Here is a 20,934-nt window from a genome sequence, read left to right as displayed (position 1 = left end):
CAGGCCGACCGGTGGCGGACAAAAAATGGCCGGGCGACACTCATGCAAATTGAGTTTTAGGGAAGGGCGGAGCCGCCGCTCGCGGTAAACCGCGAGTACTAATGCGAACCCGGCGAGCGCCATCCCGTGCGAGTCAGGGATCCATAGATCTGCACGCCGAGCACCAAAGCAAGTGCCCCGTTAAATAAACGCCATCTTGGTCGACATCGGACATCGAAATCCCAATAGTATCCGTAGGCGGAATGTTCTCGACCGTGTTGCGGATGGGAAATGTGAAACGACGTCCGACGGAACAGCCGTCCTGAACCGTCGTTTATTGGAGGCGGGCTGTCCGCCGCCTCACAACTTCTCCGCTGCCACGCATGGAGCAGTCGTGTTGAGGTCGCTCGTTAGAACTTTCATCTGGCTGGTTTTCTTGGCGGGCTTGGCTGGCGGTGGCTATTGGGTCTGGCAGCATCACCGCGCCGAGACACGGACGACGGAAAAAAGTGCGGACGAGCGCGTACCCGTCACGGTCGCGACCGCGGCCACACAGAACTTCCCGGTCTATTTGGACAGCCTCGGTACGGTGCAAGCCTGGAATACGGTGACGGTTCGCTCGCGCGTCGACGGCGAGATCACCAAGGTCGCCTTCGACGAGGGCCAATTCGTCAAGGCCGGCGACCTTCTGATCCAGATTGACCCGCGGCCTTATCAGGCCACTCTCGATCAAGCCGTCGCCAAGAAGGCGCAGGACGAGGCCAACCTTGCCAACCTGAAGCACGATCTCGAGCGTTTCGAGAAAGTCGGCACGCTCGCAACCACGCAACAACAGATCGACACGCAACGGTCGAACATCACGCAGCAGGATTCGCTCATCAAGGCCGATGTCGGCGCGATTGCAAATGCGCAAGTCCAGGTCGTCTACACGACGATCAAGGCGCCGATCTCCGGCCGCGTCGGTTTTCGTCTCGTCGACCAGGGCAACATCATCCACGCCGGTGATACGGGCGGCGTTGCAACCATTGCGCAAATTCAACCGATCGCCGTGATTTTCACCGAGCCTGAAGAACGTCTCCCGCGCATCCTCGATGAGCTGAAGCACGGACCGTTGGCAGTCACCGCATTCACGTCGGACGGGAAACAGGAACTCGCGAAGGGCGAGCTTTCGCTTGTCGATAACCAAGTCGACACGACCACCGGCTCGATCAAGCTGAAGGGGAGATTTCCGAACACGGAAATGACTCTTTGGCCCGGACTTACGGTCGCGACGCGCCTGCTGATCACGACGGAAAAGAATGTCGTCGTTATTCCGGATGCAGCCGTCCAGCGTGGGCCCGATAAATTGTTCGCCTATGTCGTCGGGCCCGACAGAAAAGCTGAACGGCGCGATCTCGACGTTGGCGAAATCCAAGATGGCCAGGCTGTCATTAAGAGCGGCGTGAAGGCTGGAGAGCAGGTCGTTACCAGCGGATATTATCGCCTGGAACCCGGTTCAGCCGTGGAACTTCCTGGTGATCGGAAAAAGGAGGAGCAGAAGCAGAAACCAACGCCTCCGGGCGCCCCCCTATCCGAGTCCAAACACACGGTGCTGGAGGCCGAGTAGCATGGCGACCGGCGGCGTATCTGGCATCTTTATCCGCTATCCGATCGGCACCTCGCTTATCATGGTGGGCATTCTGTTCGTCGGTGTCGTCTCGTTCCTGAACTTGCCGGTCGCGCCGCTGCCGCAGATCGACTTCCCGACCATCCAGGTTTCGGCCACGCTTCCCGGCGCCAGCGCCGAAACGATGGCGTCGAACGTGGCGCAACCGCTCGAGCGCCAGTTTGCGCAAATACCCGGCGTCACTCAGACAACTTCGACCAGCGGCCTCGGCGTCACGTCCGTGGTCGTGCAGTTCGATCTCAATCGCGATATCGACGGCGCGGCCAACGACATCCAAGCGGCCATCAACGCCGCCAGCGGTCAGCTGCCGCAAAATCTGCCTCAGCCTCCGATCTATCGAAAGGTCAACCCGGCAGACAGTCCGATCCTGCTGCTGTCAGCATCATCCGACGAAATGCCCCTGACGACGGTCGACGACAACGCCGACACCAAGCTCGCGCAGCAGATCAGCCAGATCAGCGGCGTCGGACAGGTGACAATCGGCGGCGAGCAGAAGCCGGCGATCCGCATTCAATTGGATCCCGCCAAGCTCTACGCGCGCAACCTTACGCTTGAAGAGGTTCGCTTGCCGCTGTCGATCACAACGGTGAATAGCCCTAAGGGTTCGCTCGATAGTCCCAATCGCGGTTACACGATCTACACCAACGATCAGTTGACACAGGCAAAAGCCTGGGACGACGTGATCCTCGCCTACCGCAACGGCAGTCCGATCCGCGTTCGTGATGTGGGCAAGGCCGTCCGCGGCCCCGAGGATGCGAAAAAGGCGGCGTGGTCGAATGGTAAGCGCGGCGTGTTCCTCATCGTATTCAAGCAACCCGGCGCGAACGTCATCGAAACCGTGGACCGCATCAAGGCCGAATTGCCGCGCATTCAGGCATCGATGCCGAAGGCGCTTCAAATCGATATTTTAAGCGATAGGACGCAAACGATCCGCGCATCGGTTGATGACGTCGAATACACGCTTCTTCTTTCGGTCGCGCTCGTCGTCGCGGTTATCTTCGTGTTTTTGCGAAGTTTGTGGGCGACCATCATTCCGAGCGTGACCGTTCCGCTCGCGTTGTTCGGCGCCTGCGCACTGATGTACGCCCTGGGCTACAGCCTCGATAATCTTTCGCTTATGGCCTTGACGATTTCAGTTGGCTTCGTCGTCGATGATGCGATCGTCGTCTTGGAAAACATCGTCCGCTACGTCGAGCACGGCGACACGCCATATGACGCGGCGATGAAAGGTGCCGAGGAAATCGGCTTCACCGTCATATCGATCAGCGTTTCGCTTGTCGCCGTGTTCATCCCGCTTCTGTTCATGAGCGGCATCGTCGGCCGAATCTTTCGCGAGTTTGCCGTCACCGTTACGATGACGATAGCTGTTTCCGCCTTCGTTTCGCTGACGCTCACGCCGATGATGGCGTCGCGGTTTTTAAAAAGCGAGAAAGACGTCAAGCACGGCAGGCTTTACAATTGGAGCGAACACGGCTTCGCGGCGCTACTCAATGCCTATACCCGTGGCCTCGACTTCGTACTTCGCCATCAGTTCTTCACGCTGATGTCGTTTTTCGCGACGGTAGCGCTCACTGCCTACCTCTTTATCGAGATCCCGAAGGGCTTCTTTCCGCAGCAGGATACGGGCCTCATCACCGGCATTTCCGAAGCGGCCCAGGATATTTCCTTCCAGGCCATGCTCACCCGCCAGGAGAAGCTGGGCGACGTGGTCGCAACCGATCCAGCTGTCGCAACCGTCGCCATGGCCATCGGAGCTGGAGGTCCAACCTCCGCTCTCAACAGTGGCCGCGTCTACATAACCTTGAAGCCAAAAGACCAGCGCGATGCTTCGGCATTTCAGGTCATTCGCCGGCTTCAGCCGAAGCTTGCAAAAGTCGAAGGGGCGCGTCTCTTCATGCAGGCAGCGCAGGACGTGACCGTCGGCGGCCGCTCTTCGCGAACGCAGTTCCAGTATACGCTGCAGGACGCGAACGAGAATGAGCTGAACACCTGGGCCCCGAGGATTCTCGATAAGCTCAAAACCTTGACGGAGCTTCGCGACGTTGCGACAGACCAGCAGCTCGCGGGAACGACGCTCACCATCGAAATCAACCGCGACGAAGCCTCGCGCTACGGACTAACCCCCGATGCAATCGATGCGACGCTCTACGATGCATTCGGTCAGCGCCAAATCGCGCAGTACTACACGCAGCAGAACAGCTACCACGTGGTCATGGAAGTGTTGCCATCCATCCAGGGCGATTTGGGAAGCCTCGACAATCTTTACATTCGCTCGCCGACGACCGGCGGCCTCGTTCCGCTTGCGACCTTCGCGAGTTGGACAACGCGCCCAACCGCGCCGCTCTCCATCTCCCACCAGGGGCAATTCCCCGCGGTCACGATCAGCTTCAACCTGGCGCCGGACGTGTCGCTCGGTACCGCGACGAACGCGATCAAGGCGGCGGAACGCGAGCTTCGCCTACCCGCGTCGATGCAGACGACATTCCAAGGCAACGCGCAAGCTTTCCAGCAATCGCTGATAACAATCCCGCTGCTGATCGCGGCCGCGCTCTTCGTAGTGTATCTGATCCTCGGCATCCTCTACGAAAGCTACATTCATCCGATCACGATTCTCTCCACGTTGCCGTCGGCCGGTGCTGGCGCGCTCGCGACGCTGATGATCTTTGGATACGATTTCAATCTGGTGGCGATGATCGGCATCATTCTGCTGATCGGCATCGTGAAGAAGAACGGCATCATGCTTGTCGACTTCGCCATTCATGCCGAACGAATCGAGCATCTCTCGGCCCTTGAAGCGATCCGCAAGGCATCGCTGTTGCGCTTCCGGCCGATCATGATGACAACACTCGCAGCGCTTCTCGGTGGTGTTCCTCTGATGCTGGGAACGGGAACAGGCGCGGAAATTCGGCAGCCCTTGGGCTACGCGATGGTCGGCGGCCTGGCCATTAGCCAGGCTTTGACGCTGTTCACGACGCCGGTCATCTTCCTCTACATGGATCGCCTGTCCGACTGGGTGACGCGCACCCCACGTAAAAAGTTCGCAGCGCCTGTGCCGGGCAAAACCGATCATGCCGAGCCGCACGCCCCGCCACAAGGCGCGAAGGCCGCGGAAACCTAAGCGGCTTCGGCGACGGGCTCTTCGACGATCCTGGTCTCGGGCAACGCCAGCGTTATCAGCAGAAACGCGAACAATCCGATCATTGCGAGCGTCAGAAACGCCGCCGATGTGCCGAAGTGGAGCGCGATCTCGCCCGCAAGCGTCGTGCTGATCGACGCGCCGACGCCCATCGCAACCCCGACGAATGCAAGCGCGAGATTGAAGTTGCCGGTATCGCGCGTCACGTCGGCGACGGCGCCCGAAACGAGCACGCCAAGCGCCGTCGCCGATATGCCGTCGAGCAATTGGATGCTGACCATAGTCGTCGGATCGGAGCTGAACGACAGCAAGGCCGCGCGAACCGGGAGAGCCGCAAATCCCAACAACAGAAGGGGACGGCGCCCGTGCTGATCGCCGTATCGGCCGAACCACGGGGAAATCAGGGCAACGATGAATTGAGGAACGATAATGCAAAGCGCAACGAGAACGGTCGCCGACTGGGTCGAGCGCAACGTGATCAGGTTCGCGGCGAGCGGTAGCACGGCAGCATTGGAAAGATGGAAGAGGGCGACGGATCCCGCCAGGATGAGCAGCGGCCGTATGCTCAGAAGAGTCTTCGCGGCGTGGACGAAGTGATATTCGGGTTCCGGTTTCGGCTCGAGCTCTTCGCGGTGAAAGTCCGCCGGGATGATAAGGTAGAGCGCCATCACGGCCGGAACCGTCATTGCCGCCGAAACGAAGAACACAGCTTGGCTCGATAAGTAATAGCCGATGGCCCCCATGCTCGCAGCCGCGACCATGCTGCCGAGCGAAGAAAAGCGGGCATTTCGCCCGAGACGTTCCCCGATGAGATTATGACCGACGAGTCCAAGACTGATCGCGGCAAGCGCAGGCCCGATCACCACGCTCGCAATCGAGTGGACCACTTGCGCTAGAAAGACAGCGTAGAACGTTGGCCAGATCGCAATAGATAGCGCCGTGGCGCCGACAATAAGGGTGCAAGCCGCAGCAAGCGTTCGTTCGCGTCCTACCGCGTCGACCAGCGCGCCGCCGGGCAACTGGCCGAGCAGGGCAATGATGCTGCCGGCCGTCAGTACAAGCCCTATATCGGCGTTCGTCCATTTTTCGGTCGTCAGATAAACGGTAAGGAATGGGCCAAAGCCGACCTGGGCGTCGGCAAGGAAGAATGCAAACCAGTCGACGCCGATTTGGCTTCTTTTGGAGGGCGCTTGCACCACCGGCGCTTTGAAGCCGCGCATGGCTCAATCCGCGGCGCAGAAAAAGGCGGCTGCGGCGGACGAATGCGCCGCCCTCATTTGGTTGACGCCGGAGATTGCGGGGGAGGCGAGGGCGTGGTTAGCGGTGGCGGCGCACCGGCAGATCCGACAATGACGATCGGTTCGCCCGGATGATATTCCGGCGTCACGCGCAACTCATCGCGCCCCATCTCGAGGGTGATGCCTCCTGAGGAAAAGCGTAATGTCGGCCAGGCAACGGCGATTTTGCGCGAGCCGACCCCTAGGAAGCCCCCGAAATCGATCACCGCGGCGCGCACGTCGCCCGAATGTCCGACGATAATATCGGTAACTTGCCCGAGCTTTTCCCCGGTCGTGCTTTTCACATCCTTTCCAAGTAGGGTTTCGACCGTGCTGTCGTCGACCACGATTGCAGGCGTACCGAGGGGCGACGGCTCGACCGGCGGAATTTTTTCTTCGGCTTTCGCAGGCGAGGCTGCATCCGATTTGGGAGCTGGCGCGGGGGCAGGTGGCGTGTCCGCCATCGCGCGTCGCGGTCCGGTGCTCGCCGAGACTGCGATGGCCAGAAGAAGAAGACCCGCCGCAAAGCTCTTTCGCATCGATCGATCCTCGGACCTGATATGGCGGGGACTTCACCTCTGTGCTGCTCGCCCGGCATTTGCGAGAACACATCGCAGCTCGAATTTAACCAGCGGCAAGATCGCAAGTTCCGGCAGCATTTGATCTTTGTGAAGGATGCCACCGCCGGGCCGATCCGGGCCATCAGGGCGCGTGTGATTGGCAGCACTGGCGTTTTCTGCTTAGAAGCTCGCCGATCCCCTTCATGGCGACCCCTGGAGATACCTGTAGATGAAACTCGTACGCTTTGGCGCCCCGGGCGCCGAGAAGCCCGGCATCCTCGATAACGAGGGCGCAGTCCGCGATCTTTCAGGGCTGATTCCGGATTTCTCGGGCGAGCACCTGGCGCCCGCAGCCCTCGCGAGGCTGCGCGGCCTCGACCTGGCGTCCCTGCCGAAAGCACCTGAGGGCGCCCGTCTCGGACCGCCCGTGGCGGGCACGCACAACTTCATCGCGATCGGCCTCAACTACGCCGACCACGCCAAGGAGACGGGCCAGGAAATCCCGGCTGAGCCCATTCTCTTCAATAAGGCTTCAACCGCGATCTGCGGCCCCAACGACGACGTGATGTATCCAAGAAATTCCAGACATCTCGACTGGGAATGCGAGATCGCTTTCGTCATCGGCGCGCGCGCGCGATATGTGGAGGCCAAGGACTGGGCGAACTACATCGCCGGCTACTGCATCTGCAATGACGTGTCGGAGCGAGTCTTCCAAAGCAAGCGTGCCGGTCAGTGGGTGAAGGGCAAGTCCGCGGAGACGTTCGGACCGATCGGTCCCTGGCTCGTCACTCCGGACGAAGTGCCCGATACTGATAATCTGGCGATGTCTTTGGACGTCAACGGCGTTCGCAAGCAAGACGGCTCGACGTCGACGATGATCTTCAAAATCCCCGAGCTTCTCGCCTACGTAACGCAATTCATGGTTCTGGACCCGGGCGACATCATCACCACGGGCACGCCGCCGGGCGTTGGCACCGCGCGCAACCCCAGGGAATTCCTAAAGCCCGGCGACGTGATGGAACTTCACATCGAAGGGCTGGGCACGCAGCGCCAGAAGGTCGTTGAGTTCAAGCTCTAGGGTCAGGACCTATTAAATGGATTTCCATTGCATTACCAAGGTCGAGCGACACACGATTTTGCTGAAATCACAACGCCGACCGCGTTGCATCTGAGTGTGTGTTGACGCGGGGCCGGTCCTGTCGTTACGGTAGTCAGGTCTAAAACAGGTTAGGTTCGGGAAGGTTGGCCCGGCCCCCGCTTGGCGGGTCCTTCTGTCATCAAGGTGACGGCCCAAGACTATCAAGGCGTGCGCATGGTGCGGACGCCGATAGGAAGGGCATGGACATGAAACCACGTATTTCCGTTCTCACGCTTGGCGTCTCCAATCTTGAAAGCTCACTTTCCTTTTATCGCGATGGGCTTGGTCTGCCGACCGAGGGCATTATTGGTCATGAATTCGAGCATGGCGCGGTCGCATTCTTCGATCTCTCGGGTGGTCTGAAACTCGCCATTTGGGCGCAGGATGACCTTGCATATGACACCGGGTTGCCCAAGAATCCGATCTGCACCACCGCTGGGAGCATCGGGCACAACGTTCTGCAACGCGAGGATGTCGATGACATCATGAGCAGGGCTGAACGTGCAGGGGCAAAGATTATCAAGGCACCACAGGATACTTTCTATGGCGGTTACGCAGGCTATTTTACTGATCCGGACGGTCACCTGTGGGAGATAGTCTGGAATCCGCGGATGCTGCCGTCGGACTGATGCCATAGAAACATGCGCCCTGACTTTTTGTCAGCTAGACCTCAAGCCTCGCCGTCGTCTTCTGGAGGAGGCTGACCCAACGGCCTCTTCATCAGGCTCCGGAAATCCGTCCCGGTCCGGATCGCGAGCTTCTGGCGAATCTCGTCCCATGAGCGCGGATTGTCGAGGTCCAGCCGGCCCATGGCCTCTTGAACGTTTTTGAGCTGATCCTTCAGGTCCTGCTCGCCGTGAGCGAGACCCTCGTCCGGCTGCGCTGCAAGCTCGAGGTCGTCGATCAACGTGCTGATGAGGCCCGTTTCCGGGAACAACAAATAAAGTGTTAGCTCGTCGCGAACGAGTCCGTCGGCGCCCTCGAGCAGCGATCGTTTCCGCTCGTCGCCACCCGCTTCTCTGCGAAGACGGGAAACAACCTCGTCCAGCATACGTTCTTGTCCGTTCTGAAATTCACGCAGCAAGAAATAGAGGTTCTGGTTCTTCTTGCTATGGGCGTTGAGTGCTTCCCACGCTGCCAAGATCGCGTCGCGCGATTGCGGAAGGCTCAGGCGCGTATCGACGATGTCGGATCGCAAATTCACTGCTTCAAGCAACTCTTCGCGGTAGTAGGCGATAAGCCGTTGACGTTCTTCCTGTGAAAGCGGCGGGATGCCGGGAAGCGCCTGCTGCTGCTCCCGCCGGCGTTCGATTTTCGGAACGCTTCCCGTATGCAAAGGCAATTCCGGCTGCGCGCTGCGAAGCACGCCGCCTTCCAACGCGGGACGTTCCTGCACGCCCTCGAACCGTATGCCTTCGTAGCCGTATCCCGGGCTCTGGGGCGCCGTTGCACGGATCATCAGAAGCGTTTCGTAGAGCGCGGGCCGAATGTAATAGAGATCATCGGTGTCTCGGTCCGGCGCCACAGCTTTCGTAGCGGCACCGGCATTGATCACACGTCGCACGACGCGCCTGTCGTAATCGTTGTCGATCTCTTTCAGCGTCACGCGCGACGTGAACCCTTCAGTTTCGCGGATCGGCTCCAGCGTGTTGAGAACGATTTCGGAATGCTCGCGCGGATGTGGCGCAAGCGCGGCCGACACGAGCTGCTCGAGTTTAGCCCGGTCCTTGGCGCCGGAATCGGCCTTGAACTGCTTATCGCAGACCGATGAGAGATATTCGCGCAGTTCGCTCCGAACGCGGTAGCGCTCCGGATTCTGACTGACGCTTTCGACCGCGCCGATATCCGCGCCGGCCGTCAGCACCATGCGGACGCGATCGGCTTGCGATCGCTCCATGTTGCTCAAATCGGCAAGCGCCGAAAACCCGTCCTGGTTGGTGATGGGTTTGAGCGAGGTCAGCGTCAGCCACGCAGTCTCATAGGGATGCGCTCCGAGCGCGGCATTGATCGTCGCCTCGAGCTGAGCGCCAGAACGCGCTCTGAAGCTCGGAATATCCGACAGCGGTGAGCGCACGGCGTTGGCGCCGAACAGGCCGGACATGAAGATCAATCCGTCGAGGCCGATCGCAATGGCGAGCGCCAGATACGCGAGCCGATTTCCGTCCTGGAACGCATTGAGCGTCACGACGAAGCGGTGTGCCTTGTCATCGCGTGAAAGCTCGATGTGGTTGATCTTCGTTCGCAGCGCATCCGTGTCGGAGCTTGGAAGCGCGCTGTCGGCGAGACAGCCGCGCGCGAAGGCGAAGAGATCGTCGGTCGATTTATTGGCATTGAGTTTGTCGCCGCCGGCGCAGGAATTCTCGAATACCTTTGTGCCTGCCTGCAGCGCGAACAGCGTCGCCGCCGCGTCAGCCGTTGTCTTCGGATCGCAATCGACGGTGGAAACCAGCGCCCGGGTCTCAGGCGTCGCTTGCATGGCGCCGGTGATCTCGCCGCACATCCGCTGGACTTGGCCAAGATGCTCGACGGTCGGGTCGGCACGAAACTCCGCCTTCGTTTGATCGAAGAGCGGCAGAATTCGCGCGGGATCGGTCTTCGGGCCTGTATCGGTCTGGGCGTTGCCCTCGGCAAGCTTGATGCGCTGCTCGGCGGTCTCCGCTTCGCCTTTGTACTTCGCAAGATCGCCGTCGAGCGTGGCGAGTTCGCGATCGACAGCCGAAAGCCGGGACTCGACGCCGGCCAGACGCTTCTGCGCGTCCTTCATCCGCTCTTGTGCAATCTGAGCGGCGGCCTGAACTTGCGTCAGCTCACCCATACGCTGCCGATACAGCGGCCCGCGGCCCGCCTTGCCGCTTCCTTCGACCCCCTTGTCCTCGGCGAGCGCCTCGACGCGCTTGGCATCGACGTCGCGGAGCTTGGCGTCGTACTCGGCCTTCTTGGCCGCATAATCGGCAGCAAGTTCCGGCCGCTGCCCGGCAAGATTCGACTTCTCGTCCGTCAGCGACGTCTTGCGATTGGCCAGTCCCGCCTGGCCTGCCTGTGCCGATGATATTCGCTCCTGCTGCTCTTTCACCGAGCGCCGGTGCTCTTCGATCTGATCGTTGACGAAGCGTTCGATCACGCCTTGCGACTGGGCGGCGGCTTTCGCGACGTGGTCGAGCTGCTGCTCATAGCCCTTCCACGCGTCCGTCGTGAAAAGCTCCTCCGCCAGGACCGCGCGACGGGCGGCGATGGCAGTCTCGATGTCGGTGATGATCCCGGCAACCTGGTTCTGCGCGCGAAGTTCGGCGGCGCGCACACGCTCCGACTGCGGGAAGATGGAGGTGAAGAAACTGTCGAACGAGAAGAAGACGCTCGTCGCCATGCAGGCCAGGAACATCAACCAGAGCATCGAATTCCGGATGATGACGCGGACGACCTGCACGTAGGGCCGCACCAGATCGCTGGCTGCATAGAGCGCGAAAAGCGCGAAAAGGAGCAGTCCCGCAGCAAACATCAGGAACTTGTCGCTGGCGGCGGACCAATTGATGTCTTCGACACCCGGATGTTTCGTGCCGCTCTGTCCCGACCATTGCAGGAACAGAACGAATCCCGTGACGAACAGGAGAAGCCCGATGAATGAGCCGATCCACGGCTGCACAGTCGAGCTGACGAGCGAGGATTGGCCCGGCTGCGCCCGCGAATTCATTCCGGTCGCAAAGCTTTCGCCGATCAGCCATGCGACGATCAGCATGATGCCTTGAATGCCGAACGTCACCATGCCGGAGAGCAGGGGCTCGCCGGTGAAATTGTACATTCCTTCCCAGGTTCGCCAGCCCGCCGCGCCCGACAAGACGATGCCGGTCGTACCGAGCAGAGCGAGCCGCCAATTGGTGAAAACGGTCTCTTCGATCACGGCCCGGAGGCGCCTCGCGACCCGCGTGCGAAGCAGAAGGACGAGGCTGCACGTCAAGAATACTGCGATGCCAATCGGCTGGGCGTGCTCCGCCAGCGTGTCGATCAGAAGCTTGATGTCCATCGTGAGCTCGATTCCGGCCTTCCGTTTGTGGCGAATCGCCCGCCGCTTACCTTAATAATTGCGCGGCTCAGCTGGCCGATTGGCGGCAACATTAAGACGAAATGTGCTCATCGCATGAACTTCTCTTTAGAATTCGGGAGTTGGATCGATAATCCAAACGGGGTCAAGCGCCTAGCCGCGCCGCACAAAAATCGCGCCGCCGCCTTGAACCGAATGGCGGGCAACCCCGACATGTTATATTGTCCGGCGGCCTGAGGGTTTCCAAAGCGCTTGTCTGGCCGGGTTTAGAGGACTGTTATGGTGACAACGGCAGCCGAAGACCAACGCGCCCGCGAGCGAGTGAAAACGTCGCTTGAGCAGGCAACCGCCATCTTCGCGGAAAAGAACATCAGGTTTACGGACCTGCGCCGCAAAGTGTTCGAGGAAATCGCCTCGACGCTCGCAAGCGTAGGCGCCTACGAGGTTCTGGATCGCCTAGCCAAAAAGGGCACGAGGCTCGCGCCGATTTCGGTCTATAGGGCCTTGGACGCGCTTCTCGAAGCCGGTGTCGTCCATCGGCTCGAGAGCAAGAATGCCTATTTCGCCTGCCGGCGCCTGCATCAGCCGAGAACCGGTCGTCGTCCGATGTTTCTCAGCTGCGAGAAATGCGGGATTGTGCAGGAAGTCGATGGTGACGACATCTTCCACGCCATCGATACCGCGGCCGAAGGCGCCAATTTCGAGCCACGCGTGCGCTTTGTCGAAGTGTCCGGCACATGCCAGGACTGTGCAGCGCGCCGCAAGGCATAGGCAATATCAGCAAGACCGCGGCCCGAATTGTCGTCGAGCCTCCGGGCATGGAGAACGTATTTGTCATCCCGTGATGCATCAGGAGCGGCTTCGCCGAACGGCAACAGCGCGACTGGCGCCGTAGCCGTGCCATGCAGCTGCGGTCACACCCATGGCCATCCGCCAACCGATGAGCAGCCGGCTGCGGAGCCCGATCCCGGCGCGCTGATTTCCGCCCGCGGAGTCACGATGTGGCGCGGCAGCCGCGAGGTGCTGACCGACATCAACCTCGACGTCAGACGCGGCGAGATCGTCACGCTGATTGGGCCCAACGGCGCCGGGAAGACGACGCTTGTCCGAATTCTGCTCGGCATCGAGCACCCCGAACGCGGCCGCATCGTAAAACCGGCGTCGACGCGCATCGGCTACGTTCCGCAGCGCTTTGAAGTCGACTCCGCGATCCCGATGACGGTCGAGTCGTTCCTGTCGCTCGGTGAGCATACAACGCAGAAGGCCATCAAGGCGGCGCTGGAGGAAACCGGCGCGGCGAAGACGATCCATCAGCAGTTGTCGAAATTGTCGGGTGGTGAAACCCAGCGGGTCTTGATTGCTCGCGCGCTGCTCCGTAAGCCAAACCTTCTGATTCTTGATGAGCCCGCGAGCGGCGTCGACTTCACCGGTGAGGCCGACCTCTACGATCTGATCGACCGCCTGCGCGACAAACATAACTTCGGTGTTCTTCTCGTGTCGCATGATCTTCACGTCGTCATGGCGCGCAGCGATCGGGTGATTTGCCTTAATGGCCATGTCTGCTGCTCAGGCAAACCCGAGGACGTGTCGCAACACGCAGCCTACGCCCGCATCTTCGGACCGCAGGCAGCCTCCGTCCTCGGCGTCTACCGCCATCACCACGATCATCGGCACGATCTCACGGGCGAACCCAAGCCCCTCGCGGGCGCGTCACCTCCAGGGCGAGGCTCCTGAGTGTTTGATTGGCCCGAGCCGTTCGTCTGGCGCGCATTATTCGCGGCCGTCGGACTAGCAATCATCGCCGCGCCCCTCGGCTGCATCGTCGTCTGGAGGCGTATGTCCTACGTCGGCGAAACGCTTTCGCAGGCGGGCCTCTTGGGGGTCGCGCTGGGCCTCGCGGCCAACGTCGATCTGACGTTTTCGGTCATTCTAGCGGCCATCGCCGCGGCGGGCGTCCTGACGCTCCTCTCGCGCCAGCAAATGGTGCCGCTCGATTCCGCACTGGGCTTGATGCACCACGCGACGCTGGCGCTTGGCATCGCGGCAATCGCGTTGGTGAAAGGCCCGGCCATCGACCTGATGAGCTACCTTTTCGGCGACGTTTTCGCGGTAACGGCGACCGATCTCTACTGGATCTACTGCGGCGGCGCCGTCGTCGTCGCCATCACCCTCTATCTTTGGCAACCTCTCGTGCGGCTTTCGTTGCACGAAGACCTGGCAACGGCTGAAGGCATCAACCCCCGGCTGCCGCGGGCAGCGTTCGACCTCCTTCTGGCGGTGGTGATCGCGGTCGCGATGAAGATCGTCGGCATTTTGCTCGTCATGGCCTTTCTTGTGGTACCGGCCGTTGCCGCCCGGCCACTATCCGAAACGCCCGAGCGGATGGCTGTACTCGCAGGCGCGATGGCGATTTTAGGGGTTATCCTCGGCCTTTGGCTGTCGCTTTCGAGCGATGCACCGGGTGGTCCCAGCATCGTCATAGCGCTGTGCACAATCGCGTCCATATCGCTTCTGGCGGGAAGCCTCAGACGGCGCTAGAACTTCGCTCTACAGGGTTCCGGAAAGGCCTCCAACGATGTCGCACAGCGGCAGCATCACGATGAAAGCCCGGCACGAGACCGTTGCGGTCAAAGTCGGCGGTGTTCAGGTCGGCGGCGGTGCGCCGGTCGTCGTTCAATCGATGACCAACACCGATACCGCCGATATCGCGTCGACTGTGAAGCAGGTGGCCGACCTGGCGCGGGCCGGGTCCGAACTCGTCCGCATCACGGTCGATCGTGATGAGGCCGCAAAGGCCGTTCCCCACATTCGCGACCAGTTGCGCAAGCGCGGCGTCGACGTGCCGCTCATCGGCGATTTCCATTACATCGGCCACAAGCTCTTGGGGGATAATCCCGCCTGTGCCGAAGCGCTCGACAAGTACCGTATCAATCCGGGCAACGTCGGCTTCAAAGACAAGAAAGATCGACAGTTCGGCGCTATCATCGAGACGGCGCTGAAGCACGGCAAGCCCGTCCGCATCGGCGTCAACTGGGGTTCGCTCGACGCCGAACTGCTGACGCATCTCATGGACGAGAATGCCGGTTCCGCGGCGCCCAAATCGGCGCGTAGCGTCATGCACGAAGCGATGGTGCAGTCGGCCCTTCTCTCCGCCGAACGCGCGGAGGAGATGGGACTGGGACGAGACAAGATCATCGTGTCGGGCAAGGTGTCGTCGGTTCAGGATCTCCTTGCCGTCTATGCGATGCTTGCCGACCGCAGCCGTTACGCGCTCCACCTCGGGCTCACCGAAGCGGGCATGGGATCGAAAGGCATCGTTGCTTCGTCAGCGGCGCTTGGCATTCTCCTGCAGCAGGGCATCGGCGATACGATCCGCTATTCGCTGACGCCGGAACCCGGTGGCGACCGCACGCAGGAAGTCCGCGCCGCGCAGGAACTCCTGCAGACGATGGGATTGCGATCCTTCGTGCCCGTCGTCGCTGCTTGCCCCGGTTGCGGCCGCACGACGTCGACCGTTTTCCAGGAACTCGCCCGCGACATCCAGGATATGATCCGTGATCGTATGCCGGATTGGAAAACGCAGTATCCCGGTGTCGAGACGCTCAATTTCGCGGTCATGGGATGCATCGTGAACGGACCGGGCGAAAGCAAGCACGCCGATGTCGGCATCTCGCTTCCGGGCACCGGCGAGTCCCCCGCCGCGCCGGTCTTCATCGACGGCAAAAAGGCGATGACGCTCCGCGGACCGAATATCGCGGGCGATTTCAAAGCGATCGTCGAAGATTACATTCAGCGCCGCTTCGGCGTCGCAGAAGTCGCCGGTGGTGCGGCGGCCCAATAGGCCCCCTCCCGCCGGTAACCAAGAAAACTCAGATCTTTTCATATAATAGCGCGGGGTAGCAGCACCCGCGCCCCGCTTTGCGACGTTCCTGCGCTCGCCTTGCGCCCCCTGAATGATGTATCGAGGCCGGGTTACACCTCTTCGACAAGTTACCACCTCTTCGAATGGACCCCCACGCTTCGAACGCAGTTTGCTAAGAACGTGCGCAGCAGCCTCGACGAAGGAATATTTGTAGAATGAGCGAAGGAATAAGCACGCTCGAGCGCCACCTTGTGATCGGCGCAGGACCTGTCGGTCTCGCGATGGCGGCAGCATTGAAGCGTCACGGTATTCCTTTCGACCTCGTCGATTCCGCTTCCGGTGTCGGTGGTAACTGGCTTCACGGCGTTTATCGGCACGCGCACATCGTCTCTTCCCGGAAGGCGACGGAATACACCGATTATCCGATGCCCGCGGATTATCCCGATTTCCCGTCGGCCGATCAGATGCTCGCCTATTTGACGGCCTTCGCCGCGGATCGCGGACTTCTCGCGTCGAGCGAGTTCAACAAGAGCGTGGCGTCCGCGTCGCCCGACAGCAGCGGCAACTGGAACGTCAAATTCGCCGATGGCGAGGAACGCAAATACAAGGGCGTCGTCGTCTGCAATGGCCATCATTGGGACAAGCGCTATCCCAAATTCCGCGGCCACTTCGCCGGCGAAATGCTGCACTCCAAAGATTACGTCGGCCCCGAGCAGCTCCAGGACAAACGCGTGCTTGTTATCGGCGGCGGCAATTCCGGCGTCGACATGGCGTGTGACGCAGGACGTTTCGGCCGCGCCTGCGATATCAGCCTGCAAACCGGCTATTGGTATTTGCCGAAAACCTTTTTGGGTCGCCCGTTGACGGATATTCCGATTTGGGGACTGCCGATATTTCTTCAGCGTGCAATTCTGAAATCGATTATTGCCGTCAGTATCGGCGATTACCGGCGTTATGGTCTTCAAAAGCCGAACCACAAGATCTTTGATCGTCACCCGGCATTCGGAACCGACCTTCTCAACGCGATCCGCTTGGGACGTGTCAATCCGCGGCCTGCGATCGATCATGTGGATGGGAATACGGTGACGTTCGTCGATGGCACGACGGGTGAGTACGATCTGATCGTCGCCGCAACGGGCTTCAATACGTCGTTTCCGTTCCTCCGCGATGGGCTCGTGAAGGTGAAGGATGGCGCGGTGCAGGTTTACGGCGGCGCATTCCCGGCCGGCATTCGCGGGCTTTATATCGTCGGCTGGGCCCAAGCCCGAAATGGCTTTGGCCGGCTCATCACGCCGCTGGCCGATCTCTATGCGCGCATGATCACGTTGCAGGACGAGCTCACGCTTCCCCTCGGGACTCTCATGGAGAGTTCCTTCACGCAGCGACTGCCGACGACGCATCTTGTCGATCCGGAAAAATCGCGTCGCGAGATTCGGCTCGCTCATTGGATCTTGCCGCTGCTGAAATTGCGGGATCGGCGACTAGCGCGCAAACAGAGGCTCAAATCCGGCAAACGCCGGCTTACGGCACGCGCGTAAAGAGTCTGGAAATACTCAATTTAGATCAAATTAATCATGCATAGCAGTTTCCCGGTTTCCGCACCCCGGTTGCCAAATTGGAAACCTATATCCCGTTAGGACGTTAACCAGCTCAAGAGTGGCCGGACGGCCGAAGACATACGGGGTTCAAAATGAAATCGTTTCCAGTCAAATCCGCGTTCGGCGGAGCTGTGTTCCTGCTCACCGCAAGCAGTGGCGGCGCCTGGGCCGCAGATCTCGGTCCCTACCAGCCCTATACGCCGCCGCCTCAGGAAGCGCGCTATGAAGCGCCTTCGATCTGGCAAGGCGCCTACGTCGGCATCAACGGCGGCTACGGCTGGTCGAATTCGAATTTCGCCAAGCCTGAAGGTGGCTACGGCGGCGCCCAGGTTGGCTACAACTGGCAGCGCGGACGCTTAGTGTTTGGTATCGAGGGCGACTTCCAGGGCGGCGACATCGGCGGCACTAAAACCACGGCCTTTGACGATAAGGTCCGCTCTGACATCAACTGGTTCTCGACCGTACGCGGCCGCGTCGGTATCGCGACCGGACCCTGGCTCATTTACGGCACGGGCGGCGTCGCGTTCGCAGACGTCGACACCCGCGTTCGCTTCGACAACGGCGATAAATGGAAGAGCTCCGGCACGCAGACTGGCTATGCAGTCGGCGGTGGTGTGGAATGGGCCTTCACTCAGAACTGGAGCGCCAAGGCCGAGTATCTCTACGTCGGCTTGGGCGAGGATGCGTTGGGCGTAAACAATGACTTCCAGACCGTACGTCTCGGTCTCAACTACAAGTTCTGATCCTGAACAGGAGCAGAGCCTCTCGCTCTAGCTTTCGCGACGGCCCATCAGTCGTGCAGCTTCAACGAGGGGCTCTGCTTTGTCTCCGAATATCGCAAGGGCGTCGATGCCGGACGCGATGGAGCGGTCGAGGTAGCGACGCGCCTCCGCAATTCCAAGCATGCCGATCAACGTCGCTTTGCCCGCAGCAGCGTCTTTGCCTGTCGCTTTGCCGACATCCGCGCTTGACCCTTCCGCGTCGAGCAGATCGTCGCTGATTTGGAACGCGGCGCCCAGATGCTCGCCGTAAGTTTTAAGTGCCGCGCGCTGTTCGAAGCTGGCGCCGCCGACGATTGCCCCCATTTCGCAGGCCGCCGTGATCAGCTTCCCGGTCTTGAGCGCCTGCAACCGCATGATGTCCGTGATGGTCGGATCAGGTCGCGCGCCGAGTTTTCCGGCTTCGAGATCGAGAACCTGTCCGCCGACCATTCCATTTGCGCCGGACGCGACAGCGAGAACGTAAACGAGTTCCGCACGCGCCTTCGGATCGCCCCGGCCTTTTGAGCCGCTGATCAGTTCGAACGCGAGAGCCTGAAGGGCGTCTCCGACCAGAATGGCCGTCCAATCGTCGTACGCCTTCCACACCGTCGGGCGGCCGCGGCGGAGTTCGTCATTGTCCATCGCAGGAAGGTCGTCATGCACCAGCGAATAGCAGTGGACGCACTCGAGAGCGGCGGCAGCGGGAAGGGCGGCCTCGTTATCGACGCCGAACAGCGCTGCGCTGTGGAAAACGAGAAACGGCCGAAAACGCTTGCCGCCACCTAGAACGGCGTGGCGAAGAGCCTCAGCCAGCCTCGGAGGCGTGCCCGCGGCCTCCTGCTCGGCAAGAACAGAGGCTAAAAAGGCTTCTACGAGTGTTGCTGAGTTGCCAAGCTGGACAAGAAACGGTGACACTGCCTTATGCTCTCCCCAGGGATCGTTCAGCCGCTTAACCATGGCCATGGTTTCACGCTATGCCGAGGCGGTATCACACTATCAACGATTGAATCAAAGCATGGATCGGCCGGACGGAACATCGGGCTCAACTGCCGCGCCCCTGGCGCCATCGGGCGATCAGGACGTGCTGTTGCCACCGCGTCCCATTGCGGCCGCTGAAGTCGGCGCGGCACTCGCCCGTTCGCGGGCTCTCGCCAACGCGCTGAGCGCATCCACCGTCCCCGAGACGAGCGAATACCACGCGACGCTCGACACGTTGCTGCCAGATCTGTCACGAGATTTGTCACGAGATCCGTCGCCTGATCGCTGGCAGCCGCCGTTCCCGCTACCTCCGAAACCGCTGCCTGCTCGCGCTTTCTTCAAGACATCTCCGCGAGAAGTCATCGAGCCCGCGCTCCCATCCAAAACGTTGATGATGGATCGCTCGGAGCCGCAACTCGAACCGGTATCATTCGGATCTGAACCGTCGGAGCCTGCGATACTGCCGTCAACCGTCTCTGATGAGGTAACGGCTCCGCCCGAAGATGTTTTTTCCGCAATAGACGCTGAAGTTTCGTCGCGCTCATTCTCGGCGGCGGAAAATGGAAGCGCCGAGATTCTCGAAAAGCCCGAGGTCCATCAGCCGGCCGTCGCCCCCTCGGTCGTCGCGCTTCCTGACGGCTCGGAGCCCGCAAAAGAATTTCTCGGCCAAACGATCCCGCAGCGCTTGCTGGAACCGCGGTTATGGGCGCCGCCCCCGCCACCCGCTTTCGACGGCCTGACCGTCGATCGGTCGATGCGGCCAGACTTAGCCCGAGATCTCGCGCCAGATCTCGCGCAAGTCGAAAAGCAACCGCCGGCACCGCGGATCTCGGCCGAACGCGGCTCGCTTATCAAGCGAGGCGTCAAGCTCGTGGCGCTGATCGCTTTGGGATGGCTCGTGGTCGTGCTGCTGCTGATGGTCACCTACCGCTTCATCAATCCACCGGCTTCGGCTCTGATGCTGCAGCAATGGCTCACCGGCCAATCCATTTCGCAAAAGTGGGTGCCGATAGAGGATATGTCGCCGAATATTGTCCGCGCCGTCTTGCTGAGCGAGGACGGTCGCTTCTGTCAGCATTCCGGCATCGACTTCGAAGCCTTGGAGGACGCCGTAGAGAGAGCGGGCGGCGGCTCCGCCGCGCGCGGCGCCAGCACGATCTCGATGCAGGTCGTCAAGAACATGTTCCTGTGGCCGTCGAAGAGCTATTTGCGCAAAGCGATCGAGCTGCCGCTGACCTACGTCATGGAACTTGTTTGGCCGAAGCATCGCGTCATGGAAGTTTATCTCAACATCGCAGAGTGGGGCCCAGGCATATTCGGAGTGGGTGCGGCATCTGAATACCATTTCCGCAAATCCGCCAGAAATCTCTCCGAGCGAGACGCAGCACGCCTAGCGGTCGCCTTGCCTAACCCCTTGGTGCGCAACGCGGGAAAGCCGGGTCCAGGCCTCCAGCGCCTCGCCAACGCCATCCAGGTCCGTATGCGGCTGGCACCGTCCAGCCAGCTCGCCTGCGTCCTGCCGAAAAGGCGCATTTAAAGGTTTCGCCAGGGGACTGGCATTTCCCGCATAACTTGCGTATAAGCGCCGCCCAAGGGACCGAGCGCCTGGAAACGGAGCCGCCGGTTTATCCAGCGATATAGGGTTAGGCTTTCCCGCCGCTCGTTCGGCGGCCCGTCCGCTTTTGGCGGCACGGTTGTTACATTTGGAGCAAGACTGATGGCAGTTCCGCGCAAAAAGACGTCCCCCATGAAGCGGGGCCAGCGTCGTTCTCACGACGCTCTCACGGCACCGGCCTACGTCGAGGACAAGGACAGCGGCGAGCGCCGTCGTCCCCACCACATCGACCTGAAGTCGGGCAAGTACCGCGGCCGCCAGATTCTGCCGCCCGCGCTCGAAGAATAGGCATTTTCGCCGATCCATCGAAGATTCATGGCGCCGTTGT

16 protein-coding genes are annotated in these 20,934 nt (G+C 60.8%); 12 read left to right on the top strand and 4 right to left on the bottom strand.

The features are described from left to right. Positions 1–376: 376 nt before the first annotated feature. Both AACL53_RS17325 and AACL53_RS17320 read left to right on the top strand, forming a co-directional pair. Positions 377–1,585: an efflux RND transporter periplasmic adaptor subunit gene (locus AACL53_RS17325; protein ID WP_339085794.1), complete on the top strand. Its 1,209-nt coding sequence runs from the start codon at positions 377–379 to the stop codon at positions 1,583–1,585. A gap of 1 nt (position 1,586) precedes the next feature. Then, the gene (locus AACL53_RS17320; protein ID WP_339085793.1) at positions 1,587–4,763 is read left to right on the top strand and encodes an efflux RND transporter permease subunit; all 3,177 of its coding nucleotides are present in this window, start codon (positions 1,587–1,589) and stop codon (positions 4,761–4,763) included. Here AACL53_RS17320 and AACL53_RS17315 read toward each other — a convergent pair. Together AACL53_RS17315 and AACL53_RS17310 are read right to left on the bottom strand one after the other, a co-directional pair. Beyond that, entirely contained in the window at positions 4,760–6,001 is a 1,242-nt protein-coding gene (locus AACL53_RS17315) for an MFS transporter (protein ID WP_339085792.1), read from the bottom strand. The genes AACL53_RS17320 and AACL53_RS17315 overlap by 4 nt on opposite strands. A gap of 53 nt (positions 6,002–6,054) precedes the next feature. Then, a complete protein-coding gene (locus tag AACL53_RS17310) occupies positions 6,055–6,597 on the bottom strand; it encodes a PRC-barrel domain-containing protein (protein ID WP_339085791.1) in 543 nt (180 codons plus the stop codon). A gap of 250 nt (positions 6,598–6,847) precedes the next feature. Between AACL53_RS17310 and AACL53_RS17305 the strand changes: the two genes are divergently transcribed. Next, positions 6,848–7,696, top strand: a complete 849-nt coding sequence (locus AACL53_RS17305; protein WP_339085790.1) for a fumarylacetoacetate hydrolase family protein — start codon at positions 6,848–6,850, stop codon at positions 7,694–7,696. Positions 7,697–7,962: 266 nt separating this feature from the next. Then, positions 7,963–8,385: a VOC family protein gene (locus AACL53_RS17300; RefSeq protein WP_339085789.1), complete on the top strand. Its 423-nt coding sequence runs from the start codon at positions 7,963–7,965 to the stop codon at positions 8,383–8,385. A gap of 41 nt (positions 8,386–8,426) precedes the next feature. On the opposite strand, the gene AACL53_RS17295 is transcribed toward AACL53_RS17300, so the two are convergent. Next, on the bottom strand, positions 8,427–11,774 hold the full coding sequence (locus AACL53_RS17295) for a hypothetical protein (protein WP_339085788.1): 3,348 nt from the start codon (positions 11,772–11,774) through the stop codon (positions 8,427–8,429). A 297-nt stretch (positions 11,775–12,071) separates the two neighbouring features. Here AACL53_RS17295 and AACL53_RS17290 point away from each other — a divergent pair, with 297 nt between their 5' ends. The 6 genes from AACL53_RS17290 to AACL53_RS17265 all read left to right on the top strand — a co-directional run bounded on the left by AACL53_RS17290 (position 12,072) and on the right by AACL53_RS17265 (position 17,995). Next, a complete protein-coding gene (locus AACL53_RS17290) occupies positions 12,072–12,563 on the top strand; it encodes a Fur family transcriptional regulator (protein WP_339085787.1) in 492 nt (163 codons plus the stop codon). A gap of 60 nt (positions 12,564–12,623) precedes the next feature. Next, the gene (gene znuC, locus AACL53_RS17285; RefSeq protein ID WP_339085786.1) at positions 12,624–13,526 is read left to right on the top strand and encodes a zinc ABC transporter ATP-binding protein ZnuC; all 903 of its coding nucleotides are present in this window, start codon (positions 12,624–12,626) and stop codon (positions 13,524–13,526) included. Beyond that, positions 13,527–14,330 carry a metal ABC transporter permease gene (locus AACL53_RS17280; protein ID WP_339085785.1) on the top strand — a complete coding sequence of 268 codons (804 nt, stop codon included), beginning with the start codon at positions 13,527–13,529 and terminating at the stop codon, positions 14,328–14,330. It abuts the gene before it with no gap. Between the two features lie 37 nt (positions 14,331–14,367). Beyond that, on the top strand, positions 14,368–15,633 hold the full coding sequence (gene ispG, locus AACL53_RS17275) for a flavodoxin-dependent (E)-4-hydroxy-3-methylbut-2-enyl-diphosphate synthase (protein WP_339085784.1): 1,266 nt from the start codon (positions 14,368–14,370) through the stop codon (positions 15,631–15,633). Between the two features lie 236 nt (positions 15,634–15,869). Further along, positions 15,870–17,192: an NAD(P)/FAD-dependent oxidoreductase gene (locus AACL53_RS17270; protein WP_339085783.1), complete on the top strand. Its 1,323-nt coding sequence runs from the start codon at positions 15,870–15,872 to the stop codon at positions 17,190–17,192. A 152-nt stretch (positions 17,193–17,344) separates the two neighbouring features. Beyond that, positions 17,345–17,995: an outer membrane protein gene (locus tag AACL53_RS17265; protein ID WP_339085782.1), complete on the top strand. Its 651-nt coding sequence runs from the start codon at positions 17,345–17,347 to the stop codon at positions 17,993–17,995. A gap of 27 nt (positions 17,996–18,022) precedes the next feature. On the opposite strand, the gene AACL53_RS17260 is transcribed toward AACL53_RS17265, so the two are convergent. Next, on the bottom strand, positions 18,023–18,928 hold the full coding sequence (locus AACL53_RS17260) for a polyprenyl synthetase family protein (protein ID WP_339086972.1): 906 nt from the start codon (positions 18,926–18,928) through the stop codon (positions 18,023–18,025). A gap of 100 nt (positions 18,929–19,028) precedes the next feature. On the opposite strand from AACL53_RS17260, the gene mtgA reads away from it, so the two are divergent. Then, the gene (gene mtgA / locus AACL53_RS17255; protein WP_339085781.1) at positions 19,029–20,528 is read left to right on the top strand and encodes a monofunctional biosynthetic peptidoglycan transglycosylase; all 1,500 of its coding nucleotides are present in this window, start codon (positions 19,029–19,031) and stop codon (positions 20,526–20,528) included. A gap of 180 nt (positions 20,529–20,708) precedes the next feature. Continuing rightward, on the top strand, positions 20,709–20,894 hold the full coding sequence (gene rpmF / locus AACL53_RS17250) for a 50S ribosomal protein L32 (protein ID WP_092868335.1): 186 nt from the start codon (positions 20,709–20,711) through the stop codon (positions 20,892–20,894). Positions 20,895–20,934: the final 40 nt, after the last annotated feature.

The sequence above is a fragment of the Hyphomicrobium sp. ghe19 genome (genome assembly GCF_902712875.1).
Lineage (GTDB): Bacteria > Pseudomonadota > Alphaproteobacteria > Rhizobiales > Hyphomicrobiaceae > Hyphomicrobium_B.
Note: the sequence above shows the minus strand (reverse complement) of the source record. Positions and strands in the feature narration are given on the sequence as shown.